The following is a 14,066-nucleotide window of genomic DNA, read 5'->3' on the forward strand; positions in this document are numbered from 1 at the left end:
CCGGCATAAGGGTTCGATGGGTCCGAGAGCGGCCAGGAATAAGGGCCACATCAGCAACCGGGCCTGAGCGCCCGGTTGCCGGTCGTTCACGTTCGGTGACGGTCGCGCGCCTCAGGCGGCATTCTCCTTCGACCGCTCGGCCCGCTTGCGGTCGTTCGGGTCGAGGATCGCCTTGCGCAGGCGGATCGACTTCGGCGTCACCTCGACGAGCTCGTCGTCCTGGATCCAGGCCAGCGAGCGCTCCAGGGTCATCCGGATCGGCGGGGTGAGGCGCACGGCCTCGTCCTTCGACGTGGTGCGGATGTTGGTGAGCTTCTTGCCCTTGAGCACGTTCACCTCGAGATCGTTCTCGCGGTTGTGCTCGCCGACGATCATGCCCTGGTACACCTTCCAGCCCGGCTCGATCATCATCGGGCCGCGGTCCTCCAGGTTCCACATGGCGTAGGCCACGGCCTCACCCTGGTCGTTGGAGATCAGCACGCCGTTGCGCCGGCCCGGCATCTCGCCCTTGTAGGGCTCGTACGCCTTGAACAGCCGGTTCATGATCGCGGTGCCGCGGGTGTCGGTGAGCAGCTCGCCCTGGTAGCCGATCAGGCCGCGGGTCGGGGCATGGAACACGAGGCGCAGGCGGTTGCCGCCCGACGGCCGCATCTCCAGCATCTCGGCCTTCCGCTCGGACATCTTCTGGACGACGACGCCGGAATGCTCCTCGTCGACGTCGATCACGACCTCCTCGATCGGCTCCAGCAGGCCGCCGGCCTCGTCGCGCTCGTACACGACCCGCGGCCGCGACACGGCGATCTCGAAGCCCTCGCGGCGCATGGTCTCGATCAGGATCGAGAGCTGCAGCTCGCCGCGGCCCGAGACGTAGAAGCTGTCCTTGTCGGCCGCCTCCTCGATCTTGAGCGTGACGTTGCCCTCGGCCTCCTTGAACAGGCGGTCGCGGATCATGCGGCTCGTGACCTTGTCGCCCTCGGTGCCGGCGAGCGGGCTGTCGTTGACGATGAACGACATCGTCACGGTCGGCGGGTCGATCGGCTGCGCCTGGATCGGGGTCTCGACCTGCGGGTCGCAGAAGGTGTCGGCGACGGTGCCCTTGATCAGACCGGCGATCGACACGATGTCGCCCGCCTCGCCGATGTCGATCGGCGCGCGCTCCAGGCCGCGGAAGGCGAGGATCTTCGACACGCGGCCGGTCTCGACGACCTTGCCGTGACGGTCGAGCACCTTGATCTGCTGGTTCGGCTTCACCGAGCCCGCGGCGATCCGGCCGGTGATGATGCGGCCGAGGAACGGGTTGGCCTCGAGCAGGGTGCCGAGCATCCGGAACGGCCCCTCCTCGGTCCGGGCCGGCGGCACGTGCTTGAGCACGAGGTCGAACAGCGGCTCGAGGCCGACCGACGGGTCCGCGTCCGGGCTGTCGGCCATCCAGCCGTTGCGGCCCGACCCGTAGAGGATCGGGAAGTCGAGCTGCTCGTCGGTGGCGTCGAGGGCGGCGAACAGGTCGAACACCTCGTTCACGACCTCGTTGATCCGCGCGTCCGGACGGTCGACCTTGTTGATCGCCACGATCGGGCGCAGGCCGATCTTGAGCGCCTTGCCGACCACGAACTTGGTCTGGGGCATCGGCCCCTCGGCGGCGTCCACCAGCACGATCACGCCGTCGACCATCGACAGGATACGCTCGACTTCACCGCCGAAATCGGCGTGGCCGGGGGTGTCGACGATGTTGACGCGGGTGTCCTTCCAGACGACCGAGGTCGCCTTGGCGAGGATCGTGATGCCACGCTCCTTCTCGAGGTCGTTCGAGTCCATCGCCCGCTCCTCGACCCGCTGATTCTCGCGGAAGGTGCCGGACTGGGCCAGCAGCTTGTCGACGAGGGTCGTCTTGCCGTGGTCGACGTGAGCGATGATGGCGATGTTGCGCAGTTTCATGGCGGCCCGAAACGGGTTGTGCCGGCTCCCTGGCGGCCGCGCGGCGCGGCCGTCCGCGCCGGTTCAGGTACGGAGTCGTGGTGGTTGCGTCGCAATATAAGGACGCGCGCGCTTGGGCAAGGCCGCTGAAGTCATGGGGGCCTCGCGTGACCGGGATTGCTGGGGGAAGATCGGCGTCGGGATCCGGCGCCGAGTGCCCTATATGACGGCGCGATGACACCGCGGCCGGCGGGAATCCGCGCCTATCGGGCTGTATTGGATGAAACCGGATCCCTCGGGTAGCGTATCGACCAGGATCAGGCGTCCGGCTGCGGCGATTCGGCCGTCGGGCCGCCAGGGCGGGCTTTCGTCGGAAGGACACGATGCGCGCGCTTGAGCCGCGGCTGTTCCCGTATATCTGGCGCTACTCCAAGGTCGCGCAGCTCCGGATCTGCGCCGTCGTGCTGGCGTCGCTCCCGTTCTATTTCGCCTCGCTCGACCTGCCGAAGCGCATCGTCAACGACGCGATCACGGGGAAGGCCTACGCGCACGGCAAGGCGACCGCGCCGTTCCTCGAGCTCACCGTCGAGTGGCCCGCCTTCCTGGGCGGCGGCAAGACGCACCTGTTCGAGGGGTTCCAGCTCGACCGGTTCGAGCTGCTGCTCAGCCTGTCGACGCTGTTCCTCAGCCTCGTCCTGATCAACGGCGCGTTCAAGTTCTGGATCAACCTCCAGAAGGGCATTCTCGGCGAGCGGATGCTGCGCCGCCTGCGGTTCCAGCTGTTCTCGCTGATGCTGCGCTTCTCCCCGGAGACGCAGCGGGAGGTGAAATCCTCCGAGACCGCGACGATCATCCGGGACGAGGTCGAGCCGATCGGCTCCTTCATCGGCGACGCGATCGTGGTGCCGGTGTTCCTGGGCACGCAGGCCGCGACGGCGCTGGCCTTCATCATGATGCAGAACATCTGGCTCGGTATCGCGGCCGGCGGCATGGTCGCCGTGCAGATGACCGTGATCCCGCGGCTGCGGCGGGAGATCATCCGTCTCAGCCGCCAGCGCCAGATCGCGTCCCGCGCCCTGGCCGGGCGCGTCGCCGAGGTGCTCGACGGCCTGCAGGCGGTGACGCTGAACGACACCGGCCGCTGGGAACGCGCGGAGATCGGCGGCCGCCTCTACCGGCTCTACGACCTGCGCCTGCGGATCTACCGCCGCAAGTTCGCGGTCAAATATCTCAACAACCTGCTCGCGCAGGTGACACCGTTCCTGTTCTACGCGATCGGCGGCTACTTCGCCCTGAAGGGCCAGCTCGACATCGGCCAGCTCGTGGCGGTCCTGGCCGCCTACCGCGACCTGCCGCCGCCCCTCAAGGAGCTGATCGACTGGGACCAGCAGCGCCTCGACGTCGAGGTCAAGTACGAGACTGTGGCGGCGCATTTCGGCCCGCAGCGCCTCCTGCCGGCCGAGCACGAATCCGAGCGCGCGGCGCCCCGCCTCGGCGGGCCACTGCGGCTGGAGGGCCTGCAGCTGCGCGATCCGCAGGGCGGCTCCCTGATCGAGGTCGGCGACGCGGAGGTGCGCCTCCCCGGGCAGGTCGCCCTGGTCCCGCCCGGGGCGATCGCGCAGGAATTCGTCCGCGTGCTCGCCGGGCTCCAGTCGCCGCCCGGGGGCACGGTCCGGATCGGCGAGCACGACCTCTCGACGCTGCCGCGCCGCGACCACGCGCGGCGCATCGCCTACGCGGGCGTCCAGCCCGTGCTGTTCCCCGGGACGCTGCGCGACAACGTCCTCTACGGGCTGCGCGTGCACCCGCTGCGCACCAAGAGCCTCGACCTCAGCAAGGCGCGGATCAACGAGGCGGTGAAGACCGGCAACCCCTGCGACAGCGTCGAGGACCCCTGGATCGACTTCAAGCGCCTCGGCGTCCGGGATGCCGACGAGCTCGACGAGCGCCTGCTCGACCTGCTCGGCCGGCTCGACCTCGGCGACGAGCTCTACCGGTTCGGGCTCGGCGCCCTGAGTTCGGTCGCCCACGACACGCCGGTGGGCCAGCGCATGATCGCGGCGCGGGAGCACCTGCGCGAGCATTTCGCCCAGAAGGGTCTCGCCGACCTCGTGATCCCCTTCGCCCGGGGCCACTACAACGAGCAGGCCACCGTCGGGGAGAACCTGCTGTTCGGCGTCCCCCGCGACCCGACGCTGACGGATCCGCGCCGCCTCGCCGGCGTTCCCCTGTTCCGCGACGCGCTGGAGAAGGTGAAGCTCCTCGACGAGCTCGACCGGATGGGCGTCGCCATCGCCAGCAACCTCAAGGACATCTTCGCCGACGTGCCGCCGGGCCACCCGCTGTTCCGGCGGTTCTCGCTGATCACCCCGGACGCGCTGCCCGACTACCTGCGCCGGCTCGCGCGCCTGCCCGAGGACGGGCGGCTGAGCGAGACCGACAGCGTGGCCTTCCTGGCGCTGGCCCTCGCCTATGTCGAGCCGCGGATGCGCTTCGGGCTGCTCGACGAGACCCTGGCCAAGCGCATGGTCGGCGCGCGGGCGGTCGTGCAGGGCTTCATGCACGGCGACGACGGCTGCGACGTCGAATCCTACGACCCGAACCGGATCAACCCGCGCAGCACCGTCCTCGACAACCTGCTGTTCGGCCGCATCGACACGGCGCGGATGCACGGCGAGGCGCTGATCCAGAAGGAGGCCCGCGCGGTGTTCCGGGAGTTCGACCTGGAGCGGCCGATCCAGCGGCGCGGCCTCGAGAAGGAGGTCGGCAACCGCGGGCAGGCGCTCGCCGAGCGCGTGCGGGTGCGGGTCGGCCTCGCGCGGGCGATCCTGCGCGAGCCGGAGATTCTCGTGGTCGACCGGGTGGACGAGCACCTGGAGCGGGGCGTCGACACGCTGCTCGACGTGACCGAGACCGCCCTGCCCCGGGCGAGCCTCGTGGCGAGCCTGTCGCCGGAATCCGACCCGGCCCGGTTCCCCGCGCGCCTGCCGATCCAGAGTGCCGACCGGAGTGCCGAAGCGCGCCTGCGCGCGGCGGCGGAATGACGTAAGCGTGACCGGTCCGCGCGGGGCGCGGCCGGCGGTTTACAGGGCTGCCCGTCTCCGGCACAGGATGGCACCCCATGCCAACATTCTCGGACGCCACCGCGACCCCGGACCGGACGATCCCGAGCCTCGCCGGGACGCCGCGCGTGGTGCCGCCGCACCGCGCCCCGCCCGAGCGCGAGCTGCCGCTGCCCGCCTACCTGCGGTCGATCCGCGACAACGCGCTCGCGGGCTTCCCCCGGCGCGCCTTCGAGGAGCCGGTCACCCGCCGGGGCCTGCTCGGGCGGTCGAGCTTCGTGCTGAACGACCCCGAGGCGATCCGCCGGGTGCTCGTCGAGAATCAGGCGAACTACGCGCGCACCACCGGGACGACCCGCATCCTGCGCCCGATCCTCGGCGACGGGCTCCTGATCAGCGAGGGCTCGGCGTGGCGGCACCAGCGACGCACCCTGGCGCCGGCCTTCACTCCGCGGGCGATCGACGGCCTCGTGCCCCACATCGCCGCCGCCGTGACCGACGGGATGGAGCGCATCGCCGCCGAGGCCGCGGCGGGGCCGGTCGACCTGTTCACGTCCTTCTATCGGCTCGCCCTCGAGATCGCCGGGCGCGCCATGTTCTCGGTGGGGATGGACCAGCACGGCGCCGAGCTGCGCCAGTTCATCGCCGAGTACGCCGAGCGGATGGGGCGGCCGCACCTCCTCGACATCGTCACCCCCCCGGGCTGGCCGGTGCCCCTCGACTGGTCGCGCCGCCGGTTCCGGCGCCGGTGGATCCCGTTCCTCGACCGGATCATCGCGGCGCGCCGGGCGGTCGAGGGGGACAGGTCCCGCTCGGGCGATTTGCTCGACCTGCTCGCGGCCGCGCGCAATCCCGATACCGGCGCCGCCTTCACGCCCGACGAGCTGCGCGACCAGGTCGCCACCATGATCCTGGCGGGCCACGAGACCACGGCCGGCACGCTGTTCTGGGCGGCCTACCTGCTGGCCCTCGCCCCGGAGGTGCAGGAGCGGGTCGCCGCCGAGGCGCGGGCCGCCGACCTCGCCGACCCCACCGGCTGCCAGAGCGACGGGCGGCTGCCGCTCACCCGCGCGGTGATCGACGAGACCCTGCGCCTGTACCCGGCGGCCTTCGTGGTCGTCCGGCGGGCGCTGGGCCCGGACACAGTGGCGGGCCACGCGGTCAAGGCGAGCGACATCGTCATGGTGAGCCCCTGGGTGCTGCACCGCCACCGGTCGCTCTGGCCGGACCCGGACGCGTTCGATCCGGGCCGCTTCCTGCCCGGCGCCCAGGCCCCGCGGCGCTTCGCCTACCTGCCCTTCGGGGCCGGCCCGCGGGTCTGCATCGGCGCGCAGTTCGCCCTGAGCGAGGCCGTCCTCTCCCTGGCGCGGGTGCTCCAGCGGTTCCGGCTGGTGCTCGACGAGCGCGAGCCGGTGCTGCCCCAGGCGGTCGTAACGACCCAGCCCGATCGCCCAGCGCGCTTCCGGCTGATTCCCCGCGCGCCGTTCAGCCCCTGATCCCGGTGATCGTCGCCGAGATCGCCCGCGGGTCGCGCATCGGCCAGCGGCCGCTCTCCACCTGCGCCAGGAAGTCGTCCAGCAGGCGGTTGTAGGCGTCGGGCTCCTCGACCGAGAGGGCGTGGCCGGTATTGGGCAGCATGGCGAGGGCGGCGGAGGGGATGACCCGCTTGAGCATCAGGCTCGGGGCGAGGCAAGGCCAGTCCTCGTCGCCGGCGACGATCAGGGTCGGGACGGTCATGCGCCCCAGCTCGTCCGTGAGATCGTAGAGCGACGGCCGCCCCTTCTGCACGCCGGCCTGGGTGTTGGCCGAGCCGAGGGCCGAATGCTCGGCGAGCATCCGCCTGAACTCGGCGTGCCCGCGCGGGTCCTTGGTCTCGAACTGCACCCGCGTCGGCCCGACGGCGTAGCGCTCCGCGAAGGCCGCCATGCCGTCGCGGAGGAGCATCGCGGCGGTCGCGTCCGCCTCGGCGCGGAACAGCGCCTGCCGCTCCGGCTCCGCGCCGTAGCCGCAGCCGCCGAGGCACAGCGACAGCGCCCGGTCGGGGTGCCGCAGGCCGAAATGCAGGGTCGCGAAGGCACCCATGGAGATGCCGGCGACGTGGGCCTTCGGCGCGCCGAGATGGTCGAGGATGGCCAGGATGTCGTCGGCCGCGCGCGCCTGCGCGTAGGCCGTGACGGACTCCGGCACGTCGGAGGGCGGGTAGCCCCGGGCGTTGAACGCGACCGCGCGGTAGCGCCGGCCGAAATGGCGCAGCTGCGCCTCGTAGCTGCGGTGATCGCCGGCGAACTCGTGGACGAAGATCAGCGGCGTCCCCTGGCCGCTCTCCTCGTAGTGGAGCCGTATCCCGTCGTCCGTCGTGGCGCTCGGCATGGCGATCCTCTCATCGGCCTCCCCCGGGTTTCCGAGATGGCGCGACGGGGCGCCCGGTCGAGAGTCGGGACCGGAGTTCGTGGAAGGAACGACGAAGCCGCACCCGGCGGACCGGGCGCGGCGCGTGGATCTCCGTGCCGGCGGGGACGCTCCCCGCCCGGCTCAAGCGGCCTTCTTGGAGGAGGCCGGCTTGACGGCCCCCTTCTTGGCGGCGACCTCGGCGAGCTTCGCGGCCAGCTTGGCGTCGAGCTTGCCCGAGGCACCGAGCGGCAGCTCGATGTCGAGGCCGAGGGTCGAGACACCCTCGCCGCGCTCCAGGGTGACCTTCACCTTGTCGGGCTCCACCGCGACGTGGTTGGCGATCACCGCCAGGATCTCCTCCCGGAGCTGGATCACGAGGTCGGGGCGACCCGACTCCGCGCGCTCGTGGGCGAGGATCAGCTGCAGGCGGTCGCGGGCGACCGCGCCGGAGCTGCGCTTCTGGAACAGTCCCAGGATGCTCACGCCGCCCTCCGCATGAACAGCTTGTCGAGGAAGGACTTGCGCTCGACCGGCAGGCTCATCGGCACGGACTCGCCCTTGAGCCGGCGGGCCGCGTCGGCATAGGCCCGCGCCGGGGCGCAGAGCGGGTTGTTCAGCGTCACCGGGCAGCCGAGGTTCGAGGCGCGCAGCACCTCCTGGCTCTCCGGGATGATCGCGAGCAGCGGGATCGACAGGATGTCGAGCACGTCCTCGGTCTTGAGCATGTCGCCGCGGTCGGCCCGCATCGGGTCGTAGCGGGTGAGGATCAGGTGCTTCTCGATGTCCTCGCCCTTCTCTGCCTTGGCGGTCTTGGAATCGAGGAGGCCGATGATCCGGTCGGAGTCGCGCACCGAGGAGACCTCGGGGTTGGTCACGACCACCGCCACGTCGGCGTGGTGCATGGCGAGCTGGGCGCCGCGCTCGATGCCGGCGGGGGAATCGCAGATCACCCAGTCGAACTTCGCGCGCAGCTCGTCCATCACCCGGGCCACGCCCTCATCGGTGAGCGCGTCCTTGTCGCGGGTCTGCGAGGCCGGCAGCAGGTGCAGGGTCTCGAGCCGCTTGTCCTTGATCAGCGCCTGCGGGAGCTTGGCGTCGCCGTTGACCACGTTGATGAGGTCGTAGACGACCCGGCGCTCGGCGCCCATGACGAGGTCGAGGTTGCGCAGGCCGACGTCGAAGTCGACGACGCACACGCTCTGCCCGCCCTGGGCCAGGGCCGCTCCGAGGGCCGCGGTCGTCGTCGTCTTGCCGACGCCGCCCTTGCCCGATGTGACGACGAGAACCTTTGCCACGCGTCGATCTCCCTTAATCCAGGCTTGCCATTCGGATGTTGCCGCCATCGAGCCAGACCTGGGCGGCCTTGCCGCGCAGGGCCGTGCCCATGTCCTCCGCCGTCCGCACGAGGCGGTCGATCCCCAGCAACTCGGGTTCGAATTTGCGGCAGTAGATTCGTGCGCGCGGGTTGCGCGCGGCTCCGGCGATCGCGCGACCGCGCAGGGCGCCGTAGACGTGGATCGAGCCGCCGGCCAGGATCTCGGCCCCGGAGGAGACGGACCCCATCACGGTCACGTCGCCGGTCGGGTTGATGACGCTCTGTCCGGAGCGGACCGAGCCCTCGACGGTGATCGAGGTGACCACCTGCGGCTCCGGCTCGGCCGGGACGCTCGGGATCTCGATCGTCTCGGACGGGTGCCCCTTGACCAGCAGCGGCGGCAGGCCGTCCACCACCGCGTCGGCCCCCTCGATGCCCAGGACCGCGATGCCGCGGGCCTTGAGCTCGTTCATGAGCGTCTCGAGCGCGTCCGGCTCGGGCTTGAGCTGGGCGCAGTCCAGGATGACGGCCCGGCCTTTCAGCAGGGTCGGCGAGCGCTTGAGCGCCGCGTCGAGGCCCGCGAGCCACTCGGGGAGCGGCGGCTCGGGGGAGAGGGCCAGGGCCTTGAAGGCCCGCCCGCGCAGGCTGAGCGGCCGGGGCGCGGAAGGAGCCGCCGCTGTGGCGGTCTCCGGGTCGATCGGCTCGGGGAGGGTGTCGCTCATGTCCGCCCGTTAAGAGTCCTTACCGGACCATTGACGGCGGGTATGGTTACCGAAGGGTTAAGTTTCTGATCCGGTCGGCAAATTCTGCCGGGATCCTTGTATCGGGGCAGCGGAGGATGGTCTCACGCCCTCGGGCGCGCGTCGCGGGGGGCTCGGCCCCGGTCTCCGTGGGTTCTGCGCGGGCTGAAAGGCCGTTAACCGACGGCCTGAACGCCGGAGCTGCGAAGCCTCTCAACCTCGCTCGAACAGGTTCAGCTTGATCGCGTCCTCCAGCAGCCGCACCTCCACGGCCTGCCCCCGGAAGGCCGGGTCGAGGTCGTCGGCGGCGCGGTAGAGACCGTCGATCGCGACCAGCTCCGGCTCGAACCGCCGGCACCAGATCCGCGCCGTCGGGTTGCCGGCCGCGCCCGCGATCGCGCGGCCGCGCAGGGCGCCGTAGACGTGGATCGAGCCGCCCGCGATGACCTCGGCGCCCGACGCCACGGCGCCCAGCACCGTGACGTCGCCCTCGAGGTGCAGCACGGTCTGGCCGGAGCGCACGGGCGCGTCGAGGATCAGCGACCGCACCGTCTCCCGGGCCTGCGGCTCGGCCGGCGCGGGCGCGTCCGCAGCCGACTCGTCCGGGGCGGCGACCTCCCCCGCGGGCCGTCCGCCCGACAGGGCCGGCGGGGTCGCGGAATCCAGGAGCGACGGCGCCGCGCCCTCGATCCCCAGGATCGGGATGTTGCGGGCGGCCAGCTCGGCGAGCAGACCGTCGAGATCCTCGCGGTTGAGCTGCAATCCGGACAGGTCGAGGATCACCGGCCGGCCGGCGAAGAAGTTCGGGGCACGGCGGTTGAGGGCGTCGAGGTCGCCGAACCAGTCGGCGACCGGGGGGATCGGCGCCAGGACGGTGGCCATGAAGGAGCGGCCGCGGAAGCGGATCGGCGGGCGCGCCGGCTCGGATGTCGGCTGGGTCACGGGCGTGTTCGGTGTGCGCGGAAGGGATCGTCTGCATCCATGGGACGGCGCCGCGCCCGGGGCAATCCCGCGAGGGCCGGTGTGACGCCTTGGCGGGCCCGCGGGCGCGTTTCTGTTGTAGAGAGTGCCGGCAGCCGAGCCGGACCGGACCGTTGAGCAGCGCCACCCCGCACGCCCCCGCCCCCTTCGTCGTCGACGACCTGACCCGCGCCAACCAGCGTCGGGCGGCCGACCCGCGCGCCTCCGCCTGGGTCTCGGCCAATGCCGGCGCGGGCAAGACCAAGGTCCTCACCGACCGGGTGGTCCGGCTGCTCCTCGACGAGGCGCCGCCCGGCCGGATCCTGTGCCTGACCTTCACCAAGGCCGCCGCGGCCAACATGGCGATCCGCGTCTTCCGGCTGCTCGGCCGCTGGGTCACGCTGGACGACGAGACCCTCGCCGCCGAACTCGCCGAGCTCACCGGCGAGCGCGCCGGGCCCGAGCGCCTGCGGCTGGCGCGCCGCCTCTTCGCCCGGGCGGTCGAGACGCCGGGCGGCCTCAAGATCGAGACGCTGCACGCCCTGTGCGAGCGGCTGCTCCACATGTTCCCCTTCGAGGCGAACGTGCCGGCCCGCTTCGTGGTGCTCGACGAGGCCAAGGCCCGGGAACTGTTCGACATCGAGATGGCCAACGTCCTGGCCGACGCCGTCGCGAACGGCGACACGCCGCTCAGCGCGGCCCTCGCGCGGGTCACGCCGGAAGCCACGGGCGACACCCTGCGGGCGGCGATCCGGGCGGCCGTGCGAGCGCGGAGCTTCATCGGCGACGCCGCCGGCCTGGAGCGGGCCTTCGGGCGGCTGCACGGGGCGCTGGGGCTGGCGGCCGAGGAATCCGCCGAGCGGATCGAGGCCGCGATCCTCGAGGGCGGTCCCGATTGCCGCCCGGAGGAGCGCGCCGCGCTGGTCGCGGCGCTGCGCACCGGCAAGGCCAACGACGAGAAGCTCGCCGACGCGCTCGAAGCCGCCGAGGCCGAGCGGCTCCGCTCCGCGGACCTTCCCGACCGGGCCGAGGCGCTCGCGCTCTACCGCGCGGTCTTCTTCACCCAGAAGGACGAGCCCAAGGCCGACAGCAGCCTCGGGACCAAGGGCGTGCCGGCCGGCGTCAAGGCGTCGCTGCTCGCCGAGCGGGACCGGTTGGAGCCCCTGTTCGACCGCCTGCGCGCCGCCCGGGCCCATGCCCGCACGCAGGCGCTGTTCCAGATCGCGGCCGAGATCCACCGCCGCGTCGAGGCGCAGAAGGCGCGCCTCGGCGCCCTCGACTTCGACGACCTGATCCACAAGGCGCTGGACCTGCTCGGCCGCGTCGGCGCCGGCTGGGTCCTGTACAAGCTCGACCGCGGCATCGACCACGTCCTCGTCGACGAGGCGCAGGACACGAACCCGGAGCAGTGGGCGATCCTGCGGGCGATCACGCAGGAATTCGCCGCCGGCGAGGGCGCGCGGTCCGGCAGCCGCACGCGCTTCGCGGTGGGCGACCCCAAGCAGTCGATCTACGGCTTCCAGGGCGCGGAGCCGCGGGAATTCGCCCTGACCCGCGCGTCCTGGATCGCGGAATCGCGCTCGGCCGGACTGACCTTCGAGGACGTGCCGCTCACCCTGTCGTTCCGCTCGACCGGCCTCGTCCTGCGCGCCGTCGACGCGGTCTTCGCCCTCGACGCCCACAACGAGGGCCTGTCGTTCGAGGACACGGTCCGCACGACCGTGCACGCCAGCGCCCGGCCGGGCGCGCCCGGCGCCGTCGAGCTGTGGCCGATCGCCGAGCCTGAGCCGGCCGCGGAGCCCGATGCCTGGACCGCCCCCGTGGACGCGCCCGAGACCAGCGCTCCCGCGATCGTCACCGCCCGGCGGGTGGCGCAGGCGGTGCGCGCCTGGACCACCGCGGGGGACGCGACCGGCCGGATCTGGCGCCCCGGGGACGTCCTGATCCTGGTCCGGAAGCGCGGGCCGGCCTTCGAGGAGGTGATCCGCGCCCTGAAGGGGCTCGGCGTCCCGGTCGCCGGGCAGGACCGGCTCGAGGTCTCCGCCCACATCGCGGTGGCCGACCTGGTCGCCGCCGGCCGGGCGGGCCTCCTGCCGGCCGACGACCTGACCCTCGCCACCGCCCTCAAGACGCCGCTCGTCGGCCTCACCGACGACGACCTCGTGCGGATCGCCGCCCGCCGCGACCTCGCCGAGACCCTGGAGGATGCCCTGCACCGCCACGCCGCGGCGGGCGACGCGGCCGCGCGGCGCGGGCTCGAGGCCCTGTCGGGCTGGATCGCCCTGGCGGGGCTCCACGGCCCGTTCGGCTTCTACGCCCGGCTCCTCGGGCCGCAGGGCGGCCGGGCCAAGCTGGTCGCCCGCCTCGGCGGCGAGGCCGGGGACGCGATCGACGTGTTCCTCGCCGCCGCCGCCCAGGCCGAGACCGGCGAGGACGCCCCGTCGCTGGGCGGCTTCCTCGCCCGCTACGTCGGGGCCGAGGCCGGCCACACGGTCAAGCGCGACCTCGAATCGGGCCGCGACGAGGTCCGGGTCATGACGGTCCACGGCGCCAAGGGCCTGGAGGCGCCGGTCGTGGTGATCCTCGACGGGTGCGAGCCCCTCGGCCGCAACGACCCGCCCCTCCTGCCGCTCCCGGCGACGGAGATCGCCCTGCCGCCGGTCTGGTCGGGCGGGCGGACGCAGGACTGCGCCGCCACCGACGCGGCGCGGGCGGCCCTGCTCGCCAAGGCCCGGCAGGAGCACAACCGCCTGCTCTACGTCGCCATGACCCGCGCGGCCGACCGGCTGATCGTCGCGCCCTTCCGCGGCCACGAGCGCGAGACCGAGGCGGCGTGGTGCCGGATGATCCAGGCCGGCCTGGAGGCGGCACTCGGCGCCGGCCGGGCGCTGGAACTCCCCTACGGGCCCGCGACTCTCTGGCAGGACGGCGCCCCGCCGGATTCCGCCCCCGCCGCGGGTGCCGCGTCGGCCGGAGCGGAGGCCGGGCCGGAGCCCGACTGGCTGCGCGGCCCGGTGCCGCCGGAACCGACCTCCGAGGCCCTGAACCCCTCCGGCGCCCTGCAGGCGGCGGACGGAACGCGCGTGCCGCCGCCGCGCCTCGCCGACGCGCAGGCCCGGCGCCGCGGGATCCTGACCCACGCCCTGCTGCAGCACCTGCCCCGGGTCGAGCCGGACCGCCGGGAGACGGCGGGGCGCGCCTTCGTGCAGGCCCGGGCGCCCGGTCTGCCGCGCGCGGCCGCCCCCGCGATCGTCCGGTCGGTCCTCCGGATCATCGACGCCCCCGACCTCGCGCCGCTCTTCGCCCGGGACGCCCGCGCGGAGGTGGCGCTGTCGGGGCGTGTCCGTGCCGGCGGGACAGAGAGGGTGGTCCAGGGGCGCGTCGACCGCCTCGCCGTGACGGCGGACATGGTGCACCTCGCCGACTTCAAGACCGGGCGCCCGCCCGAGCCCGGCGCGCCGCTGCCCGCCGCGGAGGCCGGCCAGATCGCCCTCTATGCGCGCCTCCTCGCGCAGATCTACCCGGGCCGGACGATCCGGCCGATTCTCGTCTGGACCTCGGGGCCGGTGATCCGCGCCCTCGATTCCGACGACGTCGCGACGGCCCTGGACCGGATCGGGATCGAGGCGTGACCCGTGCCCCGGGGCGCGTGCCCGGAAGCGGTCCGCATGCGCCAGCGCACGT

At 72.8% G+C, this 14,066-nt stretch carries 9 protein-coding genes; 3 read left to right on the forward strand and 6 right to left on the reverse strand.

What is annotated here, in order from left to right:
• Positions 1 to 111: 111 nt before the first annotated feature.
• Positions 112 to 1,935, reverse strand: a complete 1,824-nt coding sequence (gene typA, locus LXM90_RS24870) for a translational GTPase TypA (protein WP_020093051.1) — start codon at positions 1,933 to 1,935, stop codon at positions 112 to 114.
• 362 nt (positions 1,936 to 2,297) lie between these two features.
• On the opposite strand from typA, the gene LXM90_RS24875 reads away from it, so the two are divergent.
• Together LXM90_RS24875 and LXM90_RS24880 are read left to right on the forward strand one after the other, a co-directional pair.
• On the forward strand, positions 2,298 to 4,958 hold the full coding sequence (locus tag LXM90_RS24875; protein WP_020093050.1) for an ABC transporter ATP-binding protein: 2,661 nt from the start codon (positions 2,298 to 2,300) through the stop codon (positions 4,956 to 4,958).
• A 77-nt stretch (positions 4,959 to 5,035) separates the two neighbouring features.
• Positions 5,036 to 6,472, forward strand: a complete 1,437-nt coding sequence (locus tag LXM90_RS24880; protein WP_020093049.1) for a cytochrome P450 — start codon at positions 5,036 to 5,038, stop codon at positions 6,470 to 6,472.
• Here LXM90_RS24880 and LXM90_RS24885 read toward each other — a convergent pair.
• The 5 genes from LXM90_RS24885 to minC (LXM90_RS24905) form a co-directional block, all read right to left on the reverse strand.
• Positions 6,462 to 7,346: an alpha/beta fold hydrolase gene (locus LXM90_RS24885; protein WP_020093048.1), complete on the reverse strand. Its 885-nt coding sequence runs from the start codon at positions 7,344 to 7,346 to the stop codon at positions 6,462 to 6,464. The two genes, LXM90_RS24880 and LXM90_RS24885, sit on opposite strands and share 11 nt — an antisense overlap.
• A gap of 162 nt (positions 7,347 to 7,508) precedes the next feature.
• Entirely contained in the window at positions 7,509 to 7,850 is a 342-nt protein-coding gene (gene minE / locus LXM90_RS24890; protein ID WP_020093047.1) for a cell division topological specificity factor MinE, read from the reverse strand.
• The gene (gene minD, locus LXM90_RS24895; protein WP_020093046.1) at positions 7,847 to 8,662 is read right to left on the reverse strand and encodes a septum site-determining protein MinD; all 816 of its coding nucleotides are present in this window, start codon (positions 8,660 to 8,662) and stop codon (positions 7,847 to 7,849) included. The genes minE and minD overlap by 4 nt, the downstream gene beginning before the upstream one ends.
• A gap of 13 nt (positions 8,663 to 8,675) precedes the next feature.
• A complete protein-coding gene (gene minC, locus LXM90_RS24900; RefSeq protein ID WP_020093045.1) occupies positions 8,676 to 9,404 on the reverse strand; it encodes a septum site-determining protein MinC in 729 nt (242 codons plus the stop codon).
• Positions 9,405 to 9,635: 231 nt separating this feature from the next.
• Positions 9,636 to 10,304: a septum site-determining protein MinC gene (gene minC / locus LXM90_RS24905; RefSeq protein ID WP_042672281.1), complete on the reverse strand. Its 669-nt coding sequence runs from the start codon at positions 10,302 to 10,304 to the stop codon at positions 9,636 to 9,638.
• A gap of 212 nt (positions 10,305 to 10,516) precedes the next feature.
• On the opposite strand from minC (LXM90_RS24905), the gene addA reads away from it, so the two are divergent.
• A complete protein-coding gene (addA, locus tag LXM90_RS24910) occupies positions 10,517 to 14,014 on the forward strand; it encodes a double-strand break repair helicase AddA (protein WP_020093043.1) in 3,498 nt (1,165 codons plus the stop codon).
• The last annotated feature ends 52 nt before the right edge of the window (positions 14,015 to 14,066 follow it).

Origin of the sequence: Methylobacterium oryzae (assembly GCF_021398735.1) — a bacterium.
Classification (GTDB): domain Bacteria; phylum Pseudomonadota; class Alphaproteobacteria; order Rhizobiales; family Beijerinckiaceae; genus Methylobacterium.

Coding starts and splice junctions, on each gene's coding strand:
- typA (WP_020093051.1), bottom strand. CDS start 1,935: ATGAAACTGCGCAACATCGCCATCATCGCTCACGTCGACCACGGCAAG.
- LXM90_RS24875 (WP_020093050.1), top strand. CDS start 2,298: ATGCGCGCGCTTGAGCCGCGGCTGTTCCCGTATATCTGGCGCTACTCC.
- LXM90_RS24880 (WP_020093049.1), top strand. CDS start 5,036: ATGCCAACATTCTCGGACGCCACCGCGACCCCGGACCGGACGATCCCG.
- LXM90_RS24885 (WP_020093048.1), bottom strand. CDS start 7,346: ATGCCGAGCGCCACGACGGACGACGGGATACGGCTCCACTACGAGGAG.
- minC (WP_020093045.1), bottom strand. CDS start 9,404: ATGAGCGACACCCTCCCCGAGCCGATCGACCCGGAGACCGCCACAGCG.
- minC (WP_042672281.1), bottom strand. CDS start 10,304: ATGGCCACCGTCCTGGCGCCGATCCCCCCGGTCGCCGACTGGTTCGGC.